The organism is Bradyrhizobium sp. USDA 3240 (assembly GCF_054063295.1).
The window spans coordinates 1,606,591-1,625,466 of record NZ_JBSSGD010000002.1 but is presented as its reverse complement, the minus strand read 5'-3'; the positions used below and the strand labels follow the sequence as shown (position 1 = coordinate 1,625,466).

Here is an 18,876-nt window from a genome sequence, read left to right as displayed (position 1 = left end):
CCGTCTCCAGCAGCCTAAGGTGACCTGTAAATTGGAGTCCGAATCTTGCTCAACGCCCCGGCACTTTCAGCGAATGCGGACGATCCGCGCGTGTTTACCGCATGTGGGGCCTGGAACGTTGCCAATGTCGAGCGGCTGGAGCGGCTGTGCGAGGGGGCGGCGCGCGCCGACATTGGGGCGATTGATCTGCGTCGCGTCACTGCGCTCGACACGGTGGGGGCTTGGCTGCTCGAAAGGCTGGCCCGCGGCGGTGGCACCAGGGCAGCGCTCACCGGTGCCGATGGTCCATATGGCGACCTGCTGGAAGAGGTACGAGGACTGAACCGTTCCGGCCTCGCCGAACGCAGATCGGTCAATCCCGTGCTGCAGAGGCTCGATCAGCTTGGCCGCGGCAGCAGGCGGCTGGCGTCCGATTCGGCGGCATTCCTGCATATGCTCGGCGCCCTCAGCGCAGCGTTGCTCGGCATTCTCAGGCATCCGCGATCGTTCCGACTGACGTCGACCGTCTATCAGCTCGGCCGGGTGGGCTGGCAAGCGGTGCCGATCATGGTGCTGATCACGTTCCTGATCGGCGCCATCATTGCTCAGCAAGGCATCTTCCATTTTCGCCGCTTCGGTGCGGAATCCTACGTCGTCGACATGGTTGGCATCCTCGTGCTGCGCGAGATTGGCGTGCTGATCGTGGCCATCATGGTCGCCGGACGCTCTGGCAGTGCCTATACCGCCGAGATCGGTGCGATGAAGATGCGCGAGGAGATCGATGCCCTCAGCACCATGGGGCTCGATCCTATCGCAGTCCTGATCCTGCCGCGGATCCTGGCACTGGTGGTGGCGCTGCCGATTCTCGCCTTTATCGGCTCGCTCGCAGCGCTCTATGGCGGCGGGCTCATCGCCTGGCTCTATGGTGGCATGAGTCCAGCGATCTTCATCGCACGCCTTCACGACGCGGTTTCAGTCACTCATTTCGAGGTCGGCATCATCAAGGCGCCATTCATGGCACTCGTGATCGGGCTTGTCGCGGCGGTGGAGGGATTGAGCGTCAAGGGCAGCGCGGAGTCGCTCGGACAGCAGACGACGGCGTCGGTCGTGAAATCGATCTTCCTGGTGATCGTGCTCGACGGGTTGTTCGCGGTCTTCTTTGCTTCGATCGGGATGTAGCAATGGTCGACGCGCCAGCGATCCATATCCGCGACCTCGTGGTCGGCTTCGGCGAGAAGATCATTCTCGATCATCTCGATCTCGACGTGAACGACGGCGAAATTCTCGGCCTCGTGGGCGCGTCCGGCGGCGGAAAGTCGGTGCTGATGCGGACATTGGTCGGTTTGCTTCCGAAGCGGAGCGGGCAGATCGATTTCGCGGGCGCAAGCGAACACGAACGCCGCTGGGGCGTGCTGTTCCAGCAGGGGGCGCTGTTCTCGGCCTTGACGGCTCGCCAGAACATCCAGTTTCCGCTGCGCGAGTGCGCGCGGCTGTCGCCAGGGCTGCTGGACGAAATTGCGGACGCCAAGCTCGAGATGGTCGGCCTGACGCGCGAAGACGGGGACAAGTATCCGTCCGAGCTCTCGGGCGGCATGACCAAGCGGGTTGCGCTCGCGCGGGCACTGGCGCTCGACCCCTCGCTGTTGTTTCTCGATGAGCCAACGTCCGGTCTCGATCCCATCGCTGCGGGCGAATTCGATACCCTGATCCGGACGCTGCATCGGACGCTGCGTTTCACCGTGTTCATGGTGACGCACGACTTGAACAGTCTGCAAGCCATCTGCGACCGCGTCGCCGCGCTTGCCGACGGCAGGATCGCAGCAATCGGGCGGCTGTCATCGGTACTCAAGTCCGATCATCCCTGGGTCCAGGCCTATTTTCACGGAGCCCGGGCACAGAAGCTGGGCCTCGGCAACTAGGCAGAGAGAGACGCAAAATGGAAATCCGCGCGCCCTACATTATCGTCGGTGCATTCGTATTGTCGGCAATCGTCGCCGTGTTCGGCTTCGTCTACTGGCTGAACAATTTCGGTGGAATCGGAAAGCGGGAGACATATCAGCTCGTCTTTACCGACCCAGTGCCGGGTCTGCTCGTCGGGGCAGGCGTTCTCTTCAATGGCATCCGCGTCGGTGAGGTCACAGCCCTTGAACTGGTTCCGGAACGCCCGCGCGAGGTTCGCGCCAGGATCGCCGTCGCCGAGCGCACGCCCGTGCACACCGACACGCGTGTCGGCCTCGATTTCCAGGGATTGACCGGTGTTCCGGTGATTGCGCTGGAAGGCGGAGATGACCCCCAGGCGCCGCCGGCACGCGAACCGCTGGTGGCCGAAAAGGGCGCCGGGCGGAGCATGACGCAGGCCGCCCGCGATGCGCTACGCAGGGTCGATGCCGTCCTGTCCGACAACGCCGCGCCGCTGCACAGCACGATCGACAACCTCAGCACGTTTGCCGAAGGCCTCGCGCGCAACACGCCGAAGCTCGATGGAATCGTTGCCGGACTTGAGCGCATGACCGGCGGTGCGCCCGCGCCGCGCAAGGTGGCGTACGACCTTCACGCGGTGGACGGCTTCGGCGCGCAACGCCATGCGAATCTGCCTGTGCAGCTGGTGATGGCGGAGCCGACCGCGATCGCCCGCCTCCAGACTCAGCGCCTTTTGTTCACGCCCGATGAGGAAACCCAGGGATTCGAAGGTGCGCAGTGGAGCGACAGTCTCCCGGTGCTGGTGCAGGCGCGGTTGCTGCAGAGCTTCGAGAATTATGACGTCGAGCATGCGCCACTGCGCGCCGACAGCGGCATAGAAGGTGCGCCGCGTCTGCTGATCGACCTGCGCCGGTTCGAAATTGTGCAGGGGCCTCAACCGCGCGCGACGATCTCTTTGTCCGCGAAGATCGTGGATCGAAATGGTCAGGTAAAGGCTGCAAAGCTTCTCGAAGGATCCGAAGCAATTAGCTCGCTGACACCGTCCGAGGCGGCCGCTGCCTTCGATAAGGCTTTCGGCGCCCTCGCAAGGGAGCTCGTGATGTGGGTTGCGGCGACAGACTGAGCCAGATCGTTGCAGGGCCCCACAACGAACGTCCTGGATCAGATTTGCTCGCGGCTGCTGCCACAAGGTCGTCGCGACCTAGCGAACTGTGACCAGCAGGCTGCGGCAATGGCGGGCAATACTGACTTCCTCATTGGTCGGAATGACCAGAACATCGACCGGGCTGCCCTTCGCGGCGATACGCTGCGCGCCCTGAGAATTTGCGGCTGCATCGATGCTGACCCCGAGCCAGGAGAGGCGATCGCAGATGCTCTGACGGATTTCCGGGGCGTGCTCACCGATTCCGCCGGTGAATACCAGGCCATCGAGACCGGCGAGGGTAGTTGCCATCACGGCGACTTCTGCGGCGACACGAAATGTGAAGAGATCGACGGCTTCGCGAGCCGCAGGATCGTGGCTCGCCAGCAGGGCGCGCATGTCGGCTGACACCCCGGAGACGCCGAGCAGACCCGAACGTTCGTAGAGCAGGTGCTGCACGTCGTGGACCGACATTTTCTCTTCCTGCATGAGATAAAGCAGCACGCCGGGGTCGATCGTTCCACAGCGGGTCCCCATCACGAGACCGTCGAGTGGGGTCAATCCCATTGTGGTGTCGACACTGTCGCCCTTTCGCAAGGCGCAGAGGCTCGCACCATTGCCGAGGTGTGCCACGACGACGCGCTTGTCGGCCGATTGCGGCGCGATCGCGGCGAGCCGGCTGGCGACGTATTCGAAGGAGAGGCCGTGGAAGCCGTAGCGGCGGATGCCGCGCTCCTCAAATTGCCGCGGAATGGCAAAGCGGCTCACTGGCGGCGCCAGGCGGTGATGGAAAGCCGTATCGAAGCAGGCGATCTGCGTCAGCTCCGGCTGCAGCGAGAGCACGGCCCGGACCGGCGCCAGACAGCGCGGCTGGTGCAGCGGCGCCAGCGGCGTCAACGCCTCCAGCGCAGCGAGAGTCTGCCCTGCGACGACGACCGGCCCGTGGAACTCGCGCCCGCCATGGACGATGCGATGGCCGACCGCGGCGAGCCTGCCGCCGTCGAGATAGTCCTCGATCCAGGCAAAGATATCGCCGAACAGACCGTTGCCTTCCAACGTGCCGCTTGCGCGGCGCTTCTCGAACAGCTGGTTGCCCGAGGCATCGCTCACCACGATGCGCGGGACCTTCTCCTGCTCGTCAAGCAGGCCCTTGCATTGCAGCTTTGGCTCGGCCGGCGCGACGTCGAACAGGCCGAACTTGATGCTGGACGAGCCGGCGTTGAGAACCAGGACGCTGTCGCACATAGACGGCCTCTCTCGCGTATTCGCTGCCTCAGTCAACGGATTTATGGCCTGTCGTGCCGTAGGGCCAGACCCAGTCACGGATCTGCGGCATGTCCTCGCCATGCTCGCGCACGTAGCGCGTATGCTCGATCAGGACGTCACGGAGCTGCTGCTTGACGTGGGCGGCCGCGATGTCGAGCCCCGGCACGCGTTCGATTGCTTCGATGGCGAGATGGAAGCGGTCGAGGCCGTTCAATACCACCATGTCGAACGGCGTCGTGGTGGTGCCTTCCTCCGCAAAGCCCCGCACGTGCATTCCGTTGTGATTGATGCGGCTGTAGGTCAGGCGATGGATCAGATAGGGATAGCCGTGATAGGCGAAGATGACAGGCTTGTCGCGGGTGAACAGGCTGTCGAAGTCGCGCTCGGACAGGCCGTGCGGATGCTGCTCCGTCGGCTGCAGCGTCATCAGGTCGACCACGTTGACGACGCGGATCTTCAACTGCGGCAGCGCCTTGCGGAGCAGGTCGACGGCGGCGAGCGTCTCCAGCGTCGGAACGTCGCCGGCGCAGGCCATCACTACGTCTGGCTCAGCGTTGACTGCTTCGGTGCCGGCCCATTTCCAGATGCCGATGCCCGCTTCGCAATGGGTGATCGCATCGCGCATCGAAAGCCATTGCGGGGCGGGTTGCTTGCCGGCGACAATCACATTGATGCGGTCATAGGTGCGCAGGCAGTGGTCTGCGACCCAGAGCAGGGTGTTCGCATCAGGCGGGAAGTAGACGCGGACGATGTCGGCCTTCTTGTTGGTGACGAGATCGACGAAGCCGGGATCCTGGTGACTGAATCCATTGTGGTCCTGACGCCAGACATGCGAGGTAAGGAGATAGTTCAACGACGCGATCGGCCGCCGCCAGGGTAGCGCCCGCGAGACCTTCAGCCATTTGGCATGCTGGTTGAACATCGAATCCACGATGTGGATGAAGGCCTCATAGCAGGAGAAGAAGCCGTGGCGGCCGGTAAGCAGGTAGCCCTCGAGCCAGCCTTGGCAGAGATGCTCGCTCAGGACCTCCATCACGCGGCCGTCATGGGCGAGGTGGACGTCATAAGGTTCGATGCCCTCCATCCAGACCCGGTCGGTGGCCTCGAAGACCGCGTCGAGCCGATTGGAAGCGGTTTCGTCCGGACCCATGATGCGGAAATTGCGGGCCTCCGCATTCAGCTCTACGATCTCGCGCAAGAACTTGCCGAGTTCTCGCGTGGCTTCGGCGATGGCGTCGCCCGGAGCGGTGACCTCGACCGCATGCGCACGGAAATCCGGCAGCTTCAATTCCCGCTTCAGGAGGCCCCCGTTGGCGTGCGGGTTGGCCCCCATCCGACGGTCGCCTGCGGGCGCAAGGGCTTGCAGTTCAGGTACGAGCCGGCCATTCGAATCGAACAGCCTGTCGGGCTCGTAGGTGCTCATCCAATGTTCGAGCAGTTTCAGATGCTCGGGGTTGCCGCGCGGGTTGGTGATCGGCACCTGATGTGCGCGCCAGAAGCCTTCGACCTTCAGCCCGTCGACTTCCTTCGGTCCGGTCCAGCCCTTCGGACTGCGCAGCACGATCATCGGCCATCGCGGTCGCTTAAAGCCACTGGTCTGCTGGCGCGCGGCTTGCTGGATCGAGCGGATGCCGGCGAGCGCGGTGTCGAGCGTGTCGGCCATCAACCGATGCATGGCATGCGGATCGTCGCCTTCGACGAAGAGCGGCTCATAGCCATAGCCAGTGAAGAGGTTGCGGACTTCCTCGTCATCCATCCGCCCCAGCACGGTGGGATTGGCGATCTTGTAGCCATTGAGGTGCAGGATTGGCAGCACCGCACCGTCATGCACCGGGTTCAAGAACTTGTTGGAATGCCAGGACGCCGCGAGCGGGCCGGTTTCCGCCTCGCCGTCGCCGACGACGCAAACGGCAATCAAATCGGGGTTGTCGAACACTGCGCCGTACGCGTGAACCAGTGCATAACCGAGCTCACCGCCTTCGTGGATCGAGCCGGGCGTCTCTGGCGCCGCGTGGCTCGGAATACCGCTGGGGAAGGAGAACTGGCGGAACAGCTTGCGCAAGCCGTCCGCGTCGCGCGTCACCTCCGGGTAAATTTCCGTGTAAGTGCCTTCGAGATAGGTGTTCGCGACCATGCCGGGACCGCCATGGCCGGGACCGCAGATGTAGATGACGTTGAGGTCGGAAGCGCGGATTGCGCGATTGAGGTGGGCATAGATGAAATTGAGCCCCGGCGTGGTGCCCCAATGCCCCAGCAGGCGCGGCTTGATGTGCTCGGGCTTCAGCGGCTCTTTCAGGAGGGGATTCGCCAGCAGATAGATCTGTCCAACGGAGAGATAATTGGCGGCTCGCCAATAGCGATCGAGCAGCTCAAGATCATCCGTGCGTGCTTGCTCGTTTGGAGTGGTCGCAGATTGCATGTCGCTCTCCCGGGAGTAAGGGATGACCTCGGACGCCGCTATCGGTTCCACGTTAGAGGGCGAATATGACGGGAATGGCTTGAGCCAGCTCAAAGATGCACGCCAATTCGGACCGGATCGTCAACGTTCCCACTGACGTGCCTGCGCTCTGTCGTCAGCTCACCCGGCGGAAAAGATGCCCGGCAAAAGAGAGCCGGGCATTAAATATCGAGACAACCTCCCGGGAGTATGGGGTGCTCGTCCTAGTAACTTAATGTAAGCATGCAGCGGCCCGCGGCGATTTGAGCCAGCGCAAGGAATCGCAGATTGCTCCTCACCGCAAATGGGGGGCGGATGGCTCTTGCTCCAGGTCGTTTGGCACCATTCCATATGTCCTCAGCACGGTGGTTCTCGTCTCCGGATAGCCGGTACAGACGACAGCTGCGGCACCAGCGTGGCCGAATGTCTTCCATAAGTGCTTGGCATGCTCTATCGCCGCTGCAGGGCTGCCGCACTTGGCCTGCTGGCCCGGAACGAGCCCGCCGTCGGTCCGGTCGTACGGCAGGGCAATGAAATGCGTGATCCCGTCCATTGATGCCCCTTTCTCGTTCTGTCGACGTCACTCAGCAAAGCATTGTGCGATGACAGCTATCTTGATCTGCTTCAGCTCATTTCGTTTGATCCGGATCAAGGCGGAATAGGTGCATTTCGTTGCTGTTGGTGGCCTCGAAAGGGGGCTTGCTTGCCATTGAGCTTCCTCGTCTCGAATATGGGCTGGTCAGGGCAATGGGAAACCTCGTGCACTTTCCGGAATCGCGCCGGGCGAACCACGAAGAGGTGGCGTCGGGAGCGGACATTCGCCATTCCGTCCGCCGCGTGTTGTTGATGCTCGAACTGCAACTGCTCCAGATCAGCGGCTTGGTCGCCGGGTATCCGGCCGGAGCGGCCAGGACGAAGCTGCAGCAGCACGACCGGCTGCTTGGTCGCCTTGCGGTCGCGCGACAGCATGCGCGAGCGCTCATCGGCGATTGATGCCGGCTCACATCGCTGGCGATCGATCGCCCTGTTCGTCGCTATGCGAAAAATGAGCTCTGCTGCAGAATTCCGATAGGGGATTTTACGTGAGTTAAATCTTGCGGCTCAATAGTCCGCACCGGCTCAGGTGATCCCATATTGACTTGCGCGGGCCTAGGTCAGATCGGGTAACCCGTTTGCAGTAAATCAGTTGGTGAAAGCAATGAATTTCAGGATCTCTCTGGCGCAGCGCATCTACGCAATTGTTGGGCTGAGCTTTTGCGGGTTGACCGGGCTGGCCGCTATCCAGGCAAGCAATCTGGCAGATGCGTTGCGCGCGCAGCGGCAGGGTGAATTGAAGCACCTTACTCAGTTGGCCCTGAGCATCGCGCAGGAGGAACATGACGGCGCCGCCAATCGTGGGGTGGGTGGAGACGTTGCCCGCCGCAACGCGGCAGCCAGAATCGGCGCGCTAAGATTTGGAAATGGGGATTATTTCTGGATCAACGATCTAGGTCCCACGATGGTCAAGCATCCAATCAAGCCCGAGCTCGACGGTAAGGATCTGCGTGAGATCAAGGATCCGACCGGAAAGCAGCTCTTTGTCGAGTTTGTCGAAACCGTGAAGCAAAAGGGCGAGGGGTTTGTCGACTATCAATGGCCTAAGCCGGGCTTGGATACACCGCAACCGAAGCTGTCGTTTGTAGCGGGCTTTCAACCGTGGAATTGGGTCATCGGGACAGGCGTGTACATGGACGATCTCCAGGCTCAGCTCTGGGAACGGGCGCGAAGCATCGTCATCGTTGCTGCGGCAATCGTGATTTCCGTCGGGCTGATAACTCTGTTGCTTGCGCGACGGATATCCAGAGCTCTGGTTACAATGACGGGCGCCCTCAACCGTTTGAGCGGGGGTGACTTCGATATGAAACTCCCTGGGCTCGGTCGGCCCGATGAGCTGGGCGACATGGCACGCTCGATCGAACAGTTCAGAGCCAGAGCTGCCGAGAAAGTTCGCGAAGAGGCGAGGCAAGACGAGGAAAGGCGGCGCGCTACCGAGGAAGCCCGGGCATTGGCGCTGCAGCAGATGGCCGCGAACGTCGAAAATGCCACCAAGGTCGCTGTCGGCGAAGTTGCGTCCTGCACGGATCGCATGACAAGAAACGCGTCCATGATGAGGGATACGGCGCTGATGCTGGAGAGAAACAGCAGTAGCGTCGCAGCGGCTGCCGAGGAGGCGCTCGCCAACGCCCAGACGGTCGCAAGAGCATCTTCCCAGCTGGCTACTTCGATATCGCAGATCGCCGATCAAGTGGGAGCGTCGCGTTCGTTGACGCTGGAGGCTGTGACGGCATCGACACAAGCCCAGGCGACAATCGTCAAGCTGTCGGAAGCTGCTTCGAAGGTTGGAACTGTGACGAGCCTGATCAGCGAAATTGCCGGCCAGACAAATCTCCTGGCATTGAACGCGACGATCGAAGCCGCGCGGGCCGGAGCTGCTGGTCGCGGTTTCGCAGTCGTTGCGGCCGAGGTGAAGTCGCTGGCCGAACAGACCGCGAGGGCAACAAACGAGATCGCGCAGCAAATCACCGAGATCCAGGAGGCAACGCATGCTTCGGTTGCGTCCATGAGCACCATTGGTGAGGTCATTCGCAGCGTCGAATCCGTATCAGCCGCAATCTCAGCCGCGGTCGAGGAGCAAAACGTCGTCACGGCCGATATATCGCGGACGGTCGAAGAGACCTCGCACGCTGCCCGCGAGGTGGCGTCTCAAATTGCCTCGGTGTCTGCCGAAGCGGTTGAAACCGGCCGACGTGCGTCGGAGATGCACAACGGATCAACGGCAATTGCCGAGAAAGTGGCCGAGCTGCGCACGACGCTTATCCGTGTCATTCGTACGTCGACCACCGATGTTGATCGTCGGCGCTCGTCCCGCGTTGCGCTTCGACGATCCGGTACCTTGGTCTGGCGCAGCGAGACGAAGCGTATCGAGGTCCGCGACGTGTCGATGGAGGCGGTATCGATCGAGTGCGCATTGCCGGACGCAGCGACAGGCGAGCCCGTCGAACTGGCGATTGATGGGCTCTCGTTCCAACTTGGCGGTGTCGTCGCGCGTATGGATCCCGGCTCGGTATTGATTAACCTGAATCTGTCGCCCGAAACCGAGCAGAAGTTGGCTGCGGTACTCTCGAGCAAGTGCGCGCGTTCGGCGGCAGCTTAAGGCTAGAGCCCGGCAGCGATCGCGATCCGCATCAGCTCCGACATGCTGCGCGCATTGGTCTTGGCCATCAGGTTCGCTCGGTAAACCTCGACCGTGCGCGGGCTGATGCCAAGGTCATGGGCGATCACCTTGTTGATCTTGCCCGCCACGAGCCCTCGCAATACATCACGTTCGCGCGGCGAGAGGTCCACCAGACGAGCTTCAGCGTCGCGCTTGACCGTTTCGTCGGCCGGTGCTGCTGACTGTGTTTGCAGGGCCTCGCGGATCGCACGCAACAGCGCGTCGTCCTCGAACGGCTTTTCGATGAAGTCAACCGCGCCAGCCTTCATCGCCTCGACCGCAAGTGCGACGTCGCCATGGCCAGTCATCAGAATGACGGGGCATGCCGCTGCGTCAGCCTTGAGTTTGCGAACCAGTTCGAGGCCGCTCATGCCGGGCATGCGTATGTCGCATACGATGCAGTCGACCGTGCTGCTCTTGAGATGATCGATAGAACTGGTTGCCGTCTCATAAGTCGTTACGGCAAAGCCGTTGACATCGAGCAGGAATGCCAGTGAGTCCCGCATCGCCGGATCGTCGTCGATGACAAGAATTGTATGCCGCGTCGTCATGCTTCTTCTCCGTCCTCCGCGAACGGGAGGATGAACTGAAAAACCGTGCCGCCTCCGGAGTTTGGCATCACATCGATGCGTCCACCATGGGATTCGATGATGGTCCGGCAGATCGAGAGGCCGACGCCCATGCCATGCTCCTTTGTCGTGATAAAGGGCTGAAACAGGCGGTCGGCGATGTCAGGGCTGATGCCCGGACCGGTATCGGCAATGGTGAACGTCGCTACACCGTTAGTCTTGGTGACGCCGACGGTCAATTCGCGGCGCGGGCTGGAGGCCATCGCCTCGATCGCATTGCGAATCAGGTTGAGCACGACCTGCTGAATCTGGATCTTGTCGACGATGATCGAGGGCATGTCCCGGTCGCTGCGGATCGCGAACCTGACGCCCTGCTCCTTGGCGCCGAGCAGCGCTAATGCGACAGCTTCTTCAAGCAGGGTGGCCGGGCTCTCCAGGGAGTGTTGGGTCTCGCCCTTGGCGACGAATTCGCGCAGACGCTTGATGATGTCGCCGGCCCGTAGCGCCTGCTGCGCGGCCCGCTCGAGTGCGTCCCGAATGCGGGTAGCGTCCGGTGTTTCCGACGCCAGCAGTGCCCTCGCACCGCGCATGTAGTTCGTAATGGCTGATAGCGGCTGGTTGATCTCATGCGCGATTGAGGACGCCATCTCGCCCATGGCGGTCAGTCGCGACACATGGACCAGCTCGGACTGCAGTTCCTGGAGCCGCCGTTCCTGCGCACGGCGCTCGGTGAGATCGCGGATAAAGCCGGTGAAAAAGCGTTCTCCGCGTACCTTGGCCTCGCCGACGGCGAGCTCCATCGGAAAGGTCGAGCCGTCGCTCCGTTCTCCAACCACGATCCGGCCAATGCCGATGATGCGCCGTTCGCCCGTCGTATGGTAACGTTCGAGATACCGGTCGTGCTCGCCGCGATAGGGCTGGGGCATCAGGCTCGAGATGTTCTTTCCGACGACCTGGTCCGCTTTCCAGCCAAACAAGCGCTCGGCTGCCGCGCTGAAGGAGCGAATGATGCCGTGGTCGTCGATGACGATCATCGCGTCAGGGACCGTGTCCAGAATCGATTGCAGATGGGCATGGCGATTTTGCGCCTGATCGCTTTCCCTCAAGAGCCGGTCGCCCATGAAGCCGAGGATCGGGCCGAGGATCGCAAAGCAAGCGATATCCATCAGATTCGCAGGTTCAGTGACCAAACTTGTCCCGAGGAATTTGGCGCTGATGACGAGGCAGAGCAGGGTGGTGACGATCGCTGGGCCGCGACCGCCGGCGAAAGCGGCAAACAGCACGGCGGGCACATAGATGATCGTGAAGGTCCGGTCTTCGAAATAACTATCAAGCCCCGCGCGCACCGCGAATACGAGCGCGGCCGCTGCCAGGGCAGTGCCATAGCGATACCAGATGCGATCAGACATATTTCCCCGGCGAAGCCCTCAGCTGGATCGATACTACAACCTCCGGACGGCCGAAGCCACCGGCCGCTCGGCACGGGCCGGCCACCGCGGCGGCGACAGGTCTATCTGATCCAGGCACGCCAATGCGTCGGCTGCACCAGGATGCGTTCGGCGGTCTCCGCCTTTACCCAGCCGCCCAGGATGCGGCGGCATGGAAAGACGAGCTTGTGAATGGCGTCGCCTTCGATCACGGCGAGTTCAAGATCCCGACCGAAGGGGGCCGTTGCGACCCCCTCCCATGTCGCGCTGACGCCGGCCTCTTGGCGTTCTGGGGCGTCGCGTGTTGGCACGTCAGGCTGCCTCCTGAATAGCCTCGTCGACGCCGCCGGTCTTTCGTGCAAACAGGTTCAGCTCGATCGCACCCAGCGAACGTGCGGTCTCGATCGCGTACGTCGCATCGTTCGCCCCGCGCGCGGTGACGCCTTTGGCCCAGTCCTGCAGAGCCGTGATCTTCTCGGCCACCGAGGCGGTGGAATTGAACCTGCGGAAAAGCTCCCAGGCTTCGTTCGATTCGATCTGGATCTGCTCGAACCAGTGCTGGTTTGCCTCGATCAGTTTCTCCGAGAATTCCGACTGGACCGCCATCGCCCGCTTCGCGTAGCTCTGGACGGCGTCGGAGACGGGACGGGCTTCGCTATGGTCTGTCATGTCCAACATCCTTCGTTGAGGGAAGTATTGTTTCTCATGCCGGCTGCGCCTGCGCGTTGACGCGCGTCAACTTGATGGTGGCTTCCGGCCCGCGCTGGTTCTCGTGACCAGGCTAGCTGCCCGTGGGACTGACGACGGCACCGGTTCGCAGATTGATGAAGTGGACGCCGTCGCAGGCAGCGCAGGAGATCGAGTGCAACTCGTCAGCCAAGAGCTCGGATGCGTCGGCAGGTAGCAGGCCTTGAACTCGATCGCCGGTATTTGGACACGAGAAGATGATGGGGCGCCAAGCCCTTATGTCTGCCATTTGCACGATCCTGACGGATGACCATCCTATACGGTGGCGCGGCGCTCCGTTTTGATGCAGGTCAAAATTCCAGTCGGGTGGTCGGATCGGGGCAGGCGGCGGCCTAGAACGGTTGGCGCCGATGGAGTCGGTGGGTGCTTGAACTGGCGGGCTGCCTGAGCGACCGCCTTGGCGGCAAGCGCATCCAGGCGAATGTCACGACGACAATCGCCAGCACTCCCATCGAGGCAAGCAGGTTCTGCAACATGAATTTGATCTTCTGAACAGGGCGTCAGCATCGTCGATCATCGGTCGCGTCGCCCTGATCCGTCAAGCACGGGCGTTGAGGGAGATCAAAGTAGATGAGCCGATTGCGTGTGACCTTGGTGACAGGCGATTGGAAGGAGATCAGCAATGCGCGCACATCAGATCATGGCGAGACACGTCATCACCGTTGGAACCGAGGTATCCATTCTCGATGCAGCGAAGCTGATGATGGATCACCATATCAGCGGCCTGCCGGTGGTCGATGCGGCTGGAAGACTGGTCGGCATCCTGTCGGAGAGCGACTTTTTGCGGCGAAGCGAGATCGGTACGCAACGCCGGCGTGGTCGCTGGTTTAAGTTCCTTCTCGGCTCCGGCTATACAGCCGCGGACTTTGTCCACGAGCGCGGCCGGAAGGTCGGAGAGATCATGTCGTGCGATCCTGTCACCGTGACGGAAGAAACGCCCTTACCTGATGTGGTCGATCTCATGGAGAAGAAGGGCGTCAAGCGGCTGCCGGTGATGAACGACGGGCGCCTCGTTGGCCTCGTGACACGCGCGGACCTGCTACGGTCAGTAGCGTCCATCGCACACCAGGTTCCGGATCCCATGGCGGATGACCAGCACATCCACGATCGCATCGTGCGGGCACTCGATGGTGCAAACTGGTGTCCGCTCGGGCTGCAAGTCTCGGTGCGCAACGGCGTGGTGCACCTTCGCGGAGTCATCATGGATGAGCGGGCGCGACAGGCGGCGATTGTCGCCGCGGAGAATGTCGCCGGCGTCAAGGAAGTGCACGATCACCTGTGCTACGTCGATACCTATTCCGGCTTTTATATTCAATCCGCGGAAGACGAACGAGCGGCTGCCACCAAAGCGACGAGGGAGACGGCAGGATGATCGTTCGCCCCGCAATCATACTGATCCCGTTGATCGCGACCGCAGTGATCAGCGCCGATGTCGTGGGATTCTCCGCAACGCTGCTTGCGATCTGCGCGATCGTGGGCTTCGCGGTCGTTGCAGCCGGATGGACCGTTAACGGAAAGGCGACGTCGATACCGGCAGTCCGGCCGTCATCCGCAGACTGGAAATCTCGCCAGGAATAGTACCTCGTCCGGTCCGGTTGTCATTCCTGACCACGTGAGCCGTACGTCGCGAAATGCGCGCGGTCCGCGCGATCGTTCAAGCTCTGCTCGCCTTCGATACTCTCCGCAACCAGACACTCCGCAACGCAGAGCACGTCGTTGCGACAGATCAATACGGGCGCCGCGCATTGATGGCAGCGTCAACAACAAGGAATCAGTCCACGTGAGGGTGCCATGCCATCATTCGACGTTCGTTTCATCAAAACGGTTTGCGACGATACCGGCCACGAACACCGCGCCTGCCAGGCAGCGTTCAAGGTGGACGCCGCCTCGCTTTCCACGGCTGCACAACTGGCCGAAGCCGACTTCTGCAGACAGAAGGGTGTCCGTGACTGGACGATCTTTGCCGACTCCATGGAGCTTCGAACGCCGTCGGCATTGCCATCAGCCTGAGGCGGCTAATGATCTTGCGCGGTGGTCGCGATCGATCGCCGTGGCATTGCGCGTTTGACCAAGATCAAATCGGAGATCGGATCTCTCCGCTAGAGGTGGAGAACCAGAACGGGGCTTGTGAAATGACCGACCGATCAGCCGGCAATAGCTCGCCGCAATTCGAGAATCTACTCGGCCGCTTGCGAGCATTTCTTGCTCGGCGACACGAATTCGATCTCATGACGCCTCGAGAGGTCGACGAGATCGCTCACGAGCTCAACCTCTCGACGTCGGACCTTCGTGCGCTTGCCCGCGAGCAAGGCTCGCCGGAGTTACTCAGCAAACATCTCGAGCATGCAGGTTTGACCGAGCAGATGCTCGCTTCGTCCCATTGCGATGTGCTGCGTGATCTGCAGCGGGTGTGCGGTCTATGCCGCGAGAAGGCACGCTGCGCCGAGGATCTGGCGCGGGAGCGGCGGGCCAATCCGGCAAGATACTGTCCGAATGAAATGACCCTGACTGCGCTGAGCCGCGGTGCCGGCGGCACGTGGCATGGCGCCGGAATTGACGCCGATCAAGCGGCTGGCAGCCAGACTGTGATTTCCCTGACGCCGTCGCACCCAAAGAAAGCCTCCACATGAAAGGTCCATCTTCCGTTTCAAAGTCGATGACGATGGGCGAAGCCGGCTTGGCGTCGGCACTCGCAGTTTTTGCCTTCGTTAGCTTTCTCGGCGCGGCGATGGGCCACGATACGGCGTTCAGTTTTCACGCGTCGCTTGCTTGCGCCGCCAGCCTGATCTCCGTGATCATGATCGGGAATCGCTACCTTGACCGTCCGGCTCAGCTGCCTCCGGCGGAGATCGGCGGCCGCCCCAATTACAATCTCGGCCCGATCAAGTTCGCTTCCGCCATGGCGATGTTCTGGGGCATCGCGGGTTTCGCCGTGGGTCTGATCATCGCCTCGCAGTTAGCGTGGCCGGCGCTCAATTTCGATCTGCCCTGGACGACATTCGGCCGCCTGCGGCCGCTGCATACGTCTGCCGTGATCTTCGCGTTCGGCGGCAACGTCCTGATCGCAACGTCGTTCTATGTCGTTCAAAAGACCTGCCGCACGCGCCTTGCAGGCGACCTGTCGCCCTGGTTCGTCGTGGTCGGCTACAACTTCTTCATCCTGATCGCCGGCACGGGCTACCTGCTCGGCGTGACTCAGTCGAAGGAATACGCCGAGCCGGAATGGTACGCCGATCTCTGGCTGACGATCGTCTGGGTGACGTATCTGCTCGTGTTCCTGATGACGCTGGTGAAGCGCAAGGAGCCGCATATCTTCGTCGCCAACTGGTTCTACCTGGCGTTCATCATCACGATCGCGGTGCTCCATCTCGGCAACAACCCCGCGCTGCCGGTCTCCTTCCTCGGCTCGAAGTCCTACGTCGCCTGGGGCGGTGTGCAGGACGCGATGTTCCAGTGGTGGTACGGACATAATGCTGTCGGCTTCTTCCTGACTGCGGGCTTTCTCGCGATCATGTATTACTTCATCCCGAAGCGGGCGGAGCGTCCGATCTATTCTTACCGGCTTTCGATCATCCATTTCTGGGCGCTGATCTTCCTCTACATCTGGGCCGGTCCACATCACCTGCACTACACGGCACTGCCGGACTGGGCGCAGACGCTCGGCATGACGTTCTCGATCATGCTCTGGATGCCGTCTTGGGGCGGCATGATCAACGGCCTGATGACGCTGTCGGGAGCCTGGGACAAGCTGCGCACCGATCCCTTGCTGCGCATGATGGTGGTGTCGGTCGCCTTCTACGGCATGTCGACCTTCGAGGGCCCGATGATGTCGATCAAGGTGGTCAATTCGCTGAGCCACTATACTGACTGGACTATCGGCCATGTACATTCCGGCGCATTGGGTTGGGTCGGCTTCGTATCGTTCGGCGCGCTGTACTGTCTCGTCCCCTGGATCTGGAATCGCCAGCTCTACAGCTTGAAGCTCGTTAACTGGCACTTCTGGATCGCGACGATCGGCATCGTGCTCTACATTTCCGCGATGTGGGTGTCGGGGATCCTGCAGGGCCTGATGTGGCGTGCCTACACCTCGCTCGGCTTCCTCGAATACTCCTTCATCGAATCCGTCGAAGCCATGCACCCCTTCTACATCATCCGCGCGGCCGGCGGCGCGCTGTTCCTGGTCGGCGCCCTGATCATGGCCTTCAACCTCTGGATGACCGTCAATGCCGGCCGGGCCAGCGAAACCGAGGGCGCCGGCGCCCTCCAGCCTGCCGAATAGGTCACGCAATGTCCTTTTGGAATCGACACAAGATCTTTGAGAAGAACTCGATCATCCTGATCGTCGGCATCCTCGTCGTCATTGCGATCGGCGGACTGGTCGAAATCACGCCGCTGTTCTACCTGAAGAGCACGATCGAGGCGGTCGACGGCGTGCGGCCCTATACGCCGCTCGAGCTCGCAGGCCGCAACATCTATGTCCGCGAGGGCTGCTACCTCTGCCACTCGCAGATGATCCGGCCGCTGCGCGACGAGGTCGAGCGCTACGGCCACTACTCGCTGGCCGCCGAGAGCATGTATGACCATCCGTTCCAGTGGGGCTCCAAGCGCACCGGACCAGACCTTGCGCGCGTCGGCGGCAAGTACTCCGACGACTGGCACGTCACGCACCTGATCAATCCGCGCTCGATTGTCCCGCAATCGGTGATGCCCGGATACCCGGCGCTCGCCAGGACGGAGATCGACCCGTCCGACGCCATGGCTCATCTGCGGACCAACCGCGCGGTCGGCGTGCCCTATACCGACGAGCAGATCGCCAACGCGGCCGCCGATCTGAAAGCACAGGTCGACCCTGACAGCCCCGGCTCCGAAGCGTTCCAGAAGCGCTATCCGAAGGCAGTGGTCCGCAACTTCGACGGCAAGGCCGGCGATCCGACCGAGCTCGACGCGCTGATCGCCTATTTGCAGATGCTCGGCACGCTCGTCGACTTCAAACTCTACAACGAAAAAGCCAATCTGCGCTGAGGCCACGAGCATGAAAGCGATCATTCAAGTCGATAATTTTGCGTCGAGCCTGGTTGGTTCAATTTGGACCCCCCTCTTTGTCGGGATATTCATCGCCATCGTCGTCTACGCGCTTTGGCCCCGCAACAAATCTCTCTTCGATGCTGCAGCCCGGATGCCGCTGCGGGAGGACTGACCGATCATGAGCGAGCACAATGAGATCGACCGCGTTTCCGGCCGCAGCACGACAGGTCATGAGTGGGACGGCATCAAGGAGCTGAACACGCCGCTGCCGCGGTGGTGGGTCCTGACATTCTATGCAACGATCATCTGGGCGATCGGTTATTGGGTCGTCTATCCGGCCTGGCCGCTGGTCTCGGGCTACACCACCGGTCTGTTCCAATATTCCACCCGCGCCAGTGTCGCGACCGACCTTGCGGATCTCGAGAAGCTGCGCGGCGAGAAGATGGCGGTGCTCGGCAACGCGTCGCTGGCCGACATCGAGAAGGATCCGGCCCTGCTGGCGCTGGCACGTGCTCGCGGCAAGACCGTGTTCGCCGACAATTGCGCGCCCTGCCACGGCAGCGGCGGCGCGGGTGCAAAGGGCTATCCGAATCTGAACGACGACGAGTGGCTGTGGGGCGGCTCGCTTGACCAGATCATGCAAACCATCCAGTTCGGCGCACGTTCCGGGCACGCAAAGACCCATGAAGGGCAGATGCTGGCGTTCGGCCGTGACGGCGTCCTCAAGAAGGACGAGATCGTGACCGTCGCGAACTATGTGCGCTCCCTTTCCGGCCTTTCCACCGCGCCGAAGTTCGACCCCGCCGCCGGAAAGAAACTCTTCACCGAGAACTGCACCAGCTGCCATGGTGACAACGGCAAGGGCAACCCGGAGCTCGGCGCGCCGAACCTGACCGACCAGATCTGGCTCTATGGCTCCGATGAGGAGACGCTGGTCGAGACCATCACCAATGGCCGCGCCGGCGTCATGCCGGCCTGGGTCGGCCGCCTCGACCCGGTCACAGTCAAGGCGTTGGCGGTCTATGTGCACTCGCTCGGTGGCGGCAAGTAGCCGCCACCACGAGGGAGCCAAGATCATTGACCGAGGTCAAACCCGGACATGGTGCAGGGAT

19 protein-coding genes are annotated in these 18,876 nt (G+C 61.9%); 13 read left to right on the top strand and 6 right to left on the bottom strand.

All coding sequences use genetic code 11. From position 1 onward, the window contains the following. The first annotated feature begins 90 nt into the window (after positions 1-90). The 3 genes from ACVIGA_RS08535 to ACVIGA_RS08525 are packed head-to-tail and all read left to right on the top strand — an operon-like array spanning position 91 to position 3,022. The gene (locus ACVIGA_RS08535; protein ID WP_456666030.1) at positions 91-1,158 is read left to right on the top strand and encodes an MlaE family ABC transporter permease; all 1,068 of its coding nucleotides are present in this window, start codon (positions 91-93) and stop codon (positions 1,156-1,158) included. Between the two features lie 2 nt (positions 1,159-1,160). Beyond that, complete coding sequence (locus tag ACVIGA_RS08530; RefSeq protein ID WP_456666029.1) at positions 1,161-1,898, top strand: ABC transporter ATP-binding protein; 738 nt, start codon at positions 1,161-1,163, stop codon at positions 1,896-1,898. Positions 1,899-1,915: 17 nt separating this feature from the next. Beyond that, on the top strand, positions 1,916-3,022 hold the full coding sequence (locus ACVIGA_RS08525; protein ID WP_456666028.1) for an ABC-type transport auxiliary lipoprotein family protein: 1,107 nt from the start codon (positions 1,916-1,918) through the stop codon (positions 3,020-3,022). A 78-nt stretch (positions 3,023-3,100) separates the two neighbouring features. On the opposite strand, the gene ACVIGA_RS08520 is transcribed toward ACVIGA_RS08525, so the two are convergent. Together ACVIGA_RS08520 and ACVIGA_RS08515 are read right to left on the bottom strand one after the other, a co-directional pair. Continuing rightward, positions 3,101-4,285, bottom strand: coding sequence for an acetate/propionate family kinase (locus tag ACVIGA_RS08520; RefSeq protein WP_456666027.1), 1,185 nt, complete (start codon positions 4,283-4,285; stop codon positions 3,101-3,103). A gap of 28 nt (positions 4,286-4,313) precedes the next feature. Continuing rightward, a complete protein-coding gene (locus ACVIGA_RS08515) occupies positions 4,314-6,725 on the bottom strand; it encodes a phosphoketolase family protein (RefSeq protein ID WP_456666026.1) in 2,412 nt (803 codons plus the stop codon). Between the two features lie 690 nt (positions 6,726-7,415). Here ACVIGA_RS08515 and ACVIGA_RS08510 point away from each other — a divergent pair. Beyond that, on the top strand, positions 7,416-7,736 hold the full coding sequence (locus tag ACVIGA_RS08510) for a hypothetical protein (RefSeq protein ID WP_456666025.1): 321 nt from the start codon (positions 7,416-7,418) through the stop codon (positions 7,734-7,736). Positions 7,737-7,941: 205 nt separating this feature from the next. Next, on the top strand, positions 7,942-9,936 hold the full coding sequence (locus ACVIGA_RS08505; RefSeq protein WP_456666024.1) for a cache domain-containing protein: 1,995 nt from the start codon (positions 7,942-7,944) through the stop codon (positions 9,934-9,936). Between the two features lie 2 nt (positions 9,937-9,938). Here ACVIGA_RS08505 and fixJ read toward each other — a convergent pair whose 3' ends face one another. From fixJ to ACVIGA_RS08485, 4 genes are all read right to left on the bottom strand, one after another. Beyond that, complete coding sequence (gene fixJ / locus ACVIGA_RS08500) at positions 9,939-10,547, bottom strand: response regulator FixJ (RefSeq protein WP_456666023.1); 609 nt, start codon at positions 10,545-10,547, stop codon at positions 9,939-9,941. Continuing rightward, entirely contained in the window at positions 10,544-11,974 is a 1,431-nt protein-coding gene (locus ACVIGA_RS08495; RefSeq protein WP_456666022.1) for a PAS domain S-box protein, read from the bottom strand. The genes fixJ and ACVIGA_RS08495 overlap by 4 nt, the downstream gene beginning before the upstream one ends. Positions 11,975-12,075: 101 nt before the next feature. After that, the gene (locus ACVIGA_RS08490; protein WP_456666021.1) at positions 12,076-12,303 is read right to left on the bottom strand and encodes a hypothetical protein; all 228 of its coding nucleotides are present in this window, start codon (positions 12,301-12,303) and stop codon (positions 12,076-12,078) included. A gap of 1 nt (position 12,304) precedes the next feature. Beyond that, entirely contained in the window at positions 12,305-12,661 is a 357-nt protein-coding gene (locus tag ACVIGA_RS08485) for a hypothetical protein (RefSeq protein WP_456670766.1), read from the bottom strand. A gap of 441 nt (positions 12,662-13,102) precedes the next feature. On the opposite strand from ACVIGA_RS08485, the gene ACVIGA_RS08480 reads away from it, so the two are divergent. From ACVIGA_RS08480 to ccoP, 8 genes are all read left to right on the top strand, one after another. Then, positions 13,103-13,231 carry a hypothetical protein gene (locus tag ACVIGA_RS08480; RefSeq protein WP_456666020.1) on the top strand — a complete coding sequence of 43 codons (129 nt, stop codon included), beginning with the start codon at positions 13,103-13,105 and terminating at the stop codon, positions 13,229-13,231. A gap of 130 nt (positions 13,232-13,361) precedes the next feature. Beyond that, on the top strand, positions 13,362-14,111 hold the full coding sequence (locus tag ACVIGA_RS08475; RefSeq protein ID WP_456666019.1) for a CBS domain-containing protein: 750 nt from the start codon (positions 13,362-13,364) through the stop codon (positions 14,109-14,111). 419 nt (positions 14,112-14,530) lie between these two features. Continuing rightward, positions 14,531-14,749 carry a hypothetical protein gene (locus tag ACVIGA_RS08470; RefSeq protein ID WP_338692157.1) on the top strand — a complete coding sequence of 73 codons (219 nt, stop codon included), beginning with the start codon at positions 14,531-14,533 and terminating at the stop codon, positions 14,747-14,749. Positions 14,750-14,871: 122 nt separating this feature from the next. After that, on the top strand, positions 14,872-15,369 hold the full coding sequence (locus ACVIGA_RS08465) for a hypothetical protein (RefSeq protein WP_456666018.1): 498 nt from the start codon (positions 14,872-14,874) through the stop codon (positions 15,367-15,369). A 26-nt stretch (positions 15,370-15,395) separates the two neighbouring features. Further along, entirely contained in the window at positions 15,396-17,018 is a 1,623-nt protein-coding gene (ccoN, locus tag ACVIGA_RS08460) for a cytochrome-c oxidase, cbb3-type subunit I (protein WP_456670765.1), read from the top strand. An 8-nt stretch (positions 17,019-17,026) separates the two neighbouring features. Further along, positions 17,027-17,761 carry a cytochrome-c oxidase, cbb3-type subunit II gene (gene ccoO, locus ACVIGA_RS08455; RefSeq protein WP_456666017.1) on the top strand — a complete coding sequence of 245 codons (735 nt, stop codon included), beginning with the start codon at positions 17,027-17,029 and terminating at the stop codon, positions 17,759-17,761. 10 nt (positions 17,762-17,771) lie between these two features. Further along, positions 17,772-17,936: a cbb3-type cytochrome c oxidase subunit 3 gene (locus ACVIGA_RS08450; protein WP_456666016.1), complete on the top strand. Its 165-nt coding sequence runs from the start codon at positions 17,772-17,774 to the stop codon at positions 17,934-17,936. Between the two features lie 6 nt (positions 17,937-17,942). Continuing rightward, the gene (ccoP, locus tag ACVIGA_RS08445; RefSeq protein ID WP_456666015.1) at positions 17,943-18,815 is read left to right on the top strand and encodes a cytochrome-c oxidase, cbb3-type subunit III; all 873 of its coding nucleotides are present in this window, start codon (positions 17,943-17,945) and stop codon (positions 18,813-18,815) included. Positions 18,816-18,876 lie beyond the last annotated feature (61 nt).

Coding starts and splice junctions, on each gene's coding strand:
- ACVIGA_RS08530 (WP_456666029.1), top strand. CDS start 1,161: ATGGTCGACGCGCCAGCGATCCATATCCGCGACCTCGTGGTCGGCTTC.
- ACVIGA_RS08525 (WP_456666028.1), top strand. CDS start 1,916: ATGGAAATCCGCGCGCCCTACATTATCGTCGGTGCATTCGTATTGTCG.
- ACVIGA_RS08520 (WP_456666027.1), bottom strand. CDS start 4,285: ATGTGCGACAGCGTCCTGGTTCTCAACGCCGGCTCGTCCAGCATCAAG.
- ACVIGA_RS08515 (WP_456666026.1), bottom strand. CDS start 6,725: ATGCAATCTGCGACCACTCCAAACGAGCAAGCACGCACGGATGATCTT.
- ACVIGA_RS08505 (WP_456666024.1), top strand. CDS start 7,942: ATGAATTTCAGGATCTCTCTGGCGCAGCGCATCTACGCAATTGTTGGG.
- fixJ (WP_456666023.1), bottom strand. CDS start 10,547: ATGACGACGCGGCATACAATTCTTGTCATCGACGACGATCCGGCGATG.
- ACVIGA_RS08495 (WP_456666022.1), bottom strand. CDS start 11,974: ATGTCTGATCGCATCTGGTATCGCTATGGCACTGCCCTGGCAGCGGCC.
- ACVIGA_RS08485 (WP_456670766.1), bottom strand. CDS start 12,661: ATGACAGACCATAGCGAAGCCCGTCCCGTCTCCGACGCCGTCCAGAGC.
- ACVIGA_RS08475 (WP_456666019.1), top strand. CDS start 13,362: ATGCGCGCACATCAGATCATGGCGAGACACGTCATCACCGTTGGAACC.
- ACVIGA_RS08470 (WP_338692157.1), top strand. CDS start 14,531: ATGCCATCATTCGACGTTCGTTTCATCAAAACGGTTTGCGACGATACC.
- ACVIGA_RS08465 (WP_456666018.1), top strand. CDS start 14,872: ATGACCGACCGATCAGCCGGCAATAGCTCGCCGCAATTCGAGAATCTA.
- ccoN (WP_456670765.1), top strand. CDS start 15,396: ATGACGATGGGCGAAGCCGGCTTGGCGTCGGCACTCGCAGTTTTTGCC.
- ccoO (WP_456666017.1), top strand. CDS start 17,027: ATGTCCTTTTGGAATCGACACAAGATCTTTGAGAAGAACTCGATCATC.
- ACVIGA_RS08450 (WP_456666016.1), top strand. CDS start 17,772: ATGAAAGCGATCATTCAAGTCGATAATTTTGCGTCGAGCCTGGTTGGT.
- ccoP (WP_456666015.1), top strand. CDS start 17,943: ATGAGCGAGCACAATGAGATCGACCGCGTTTCCGGCCGCAGCACGACA.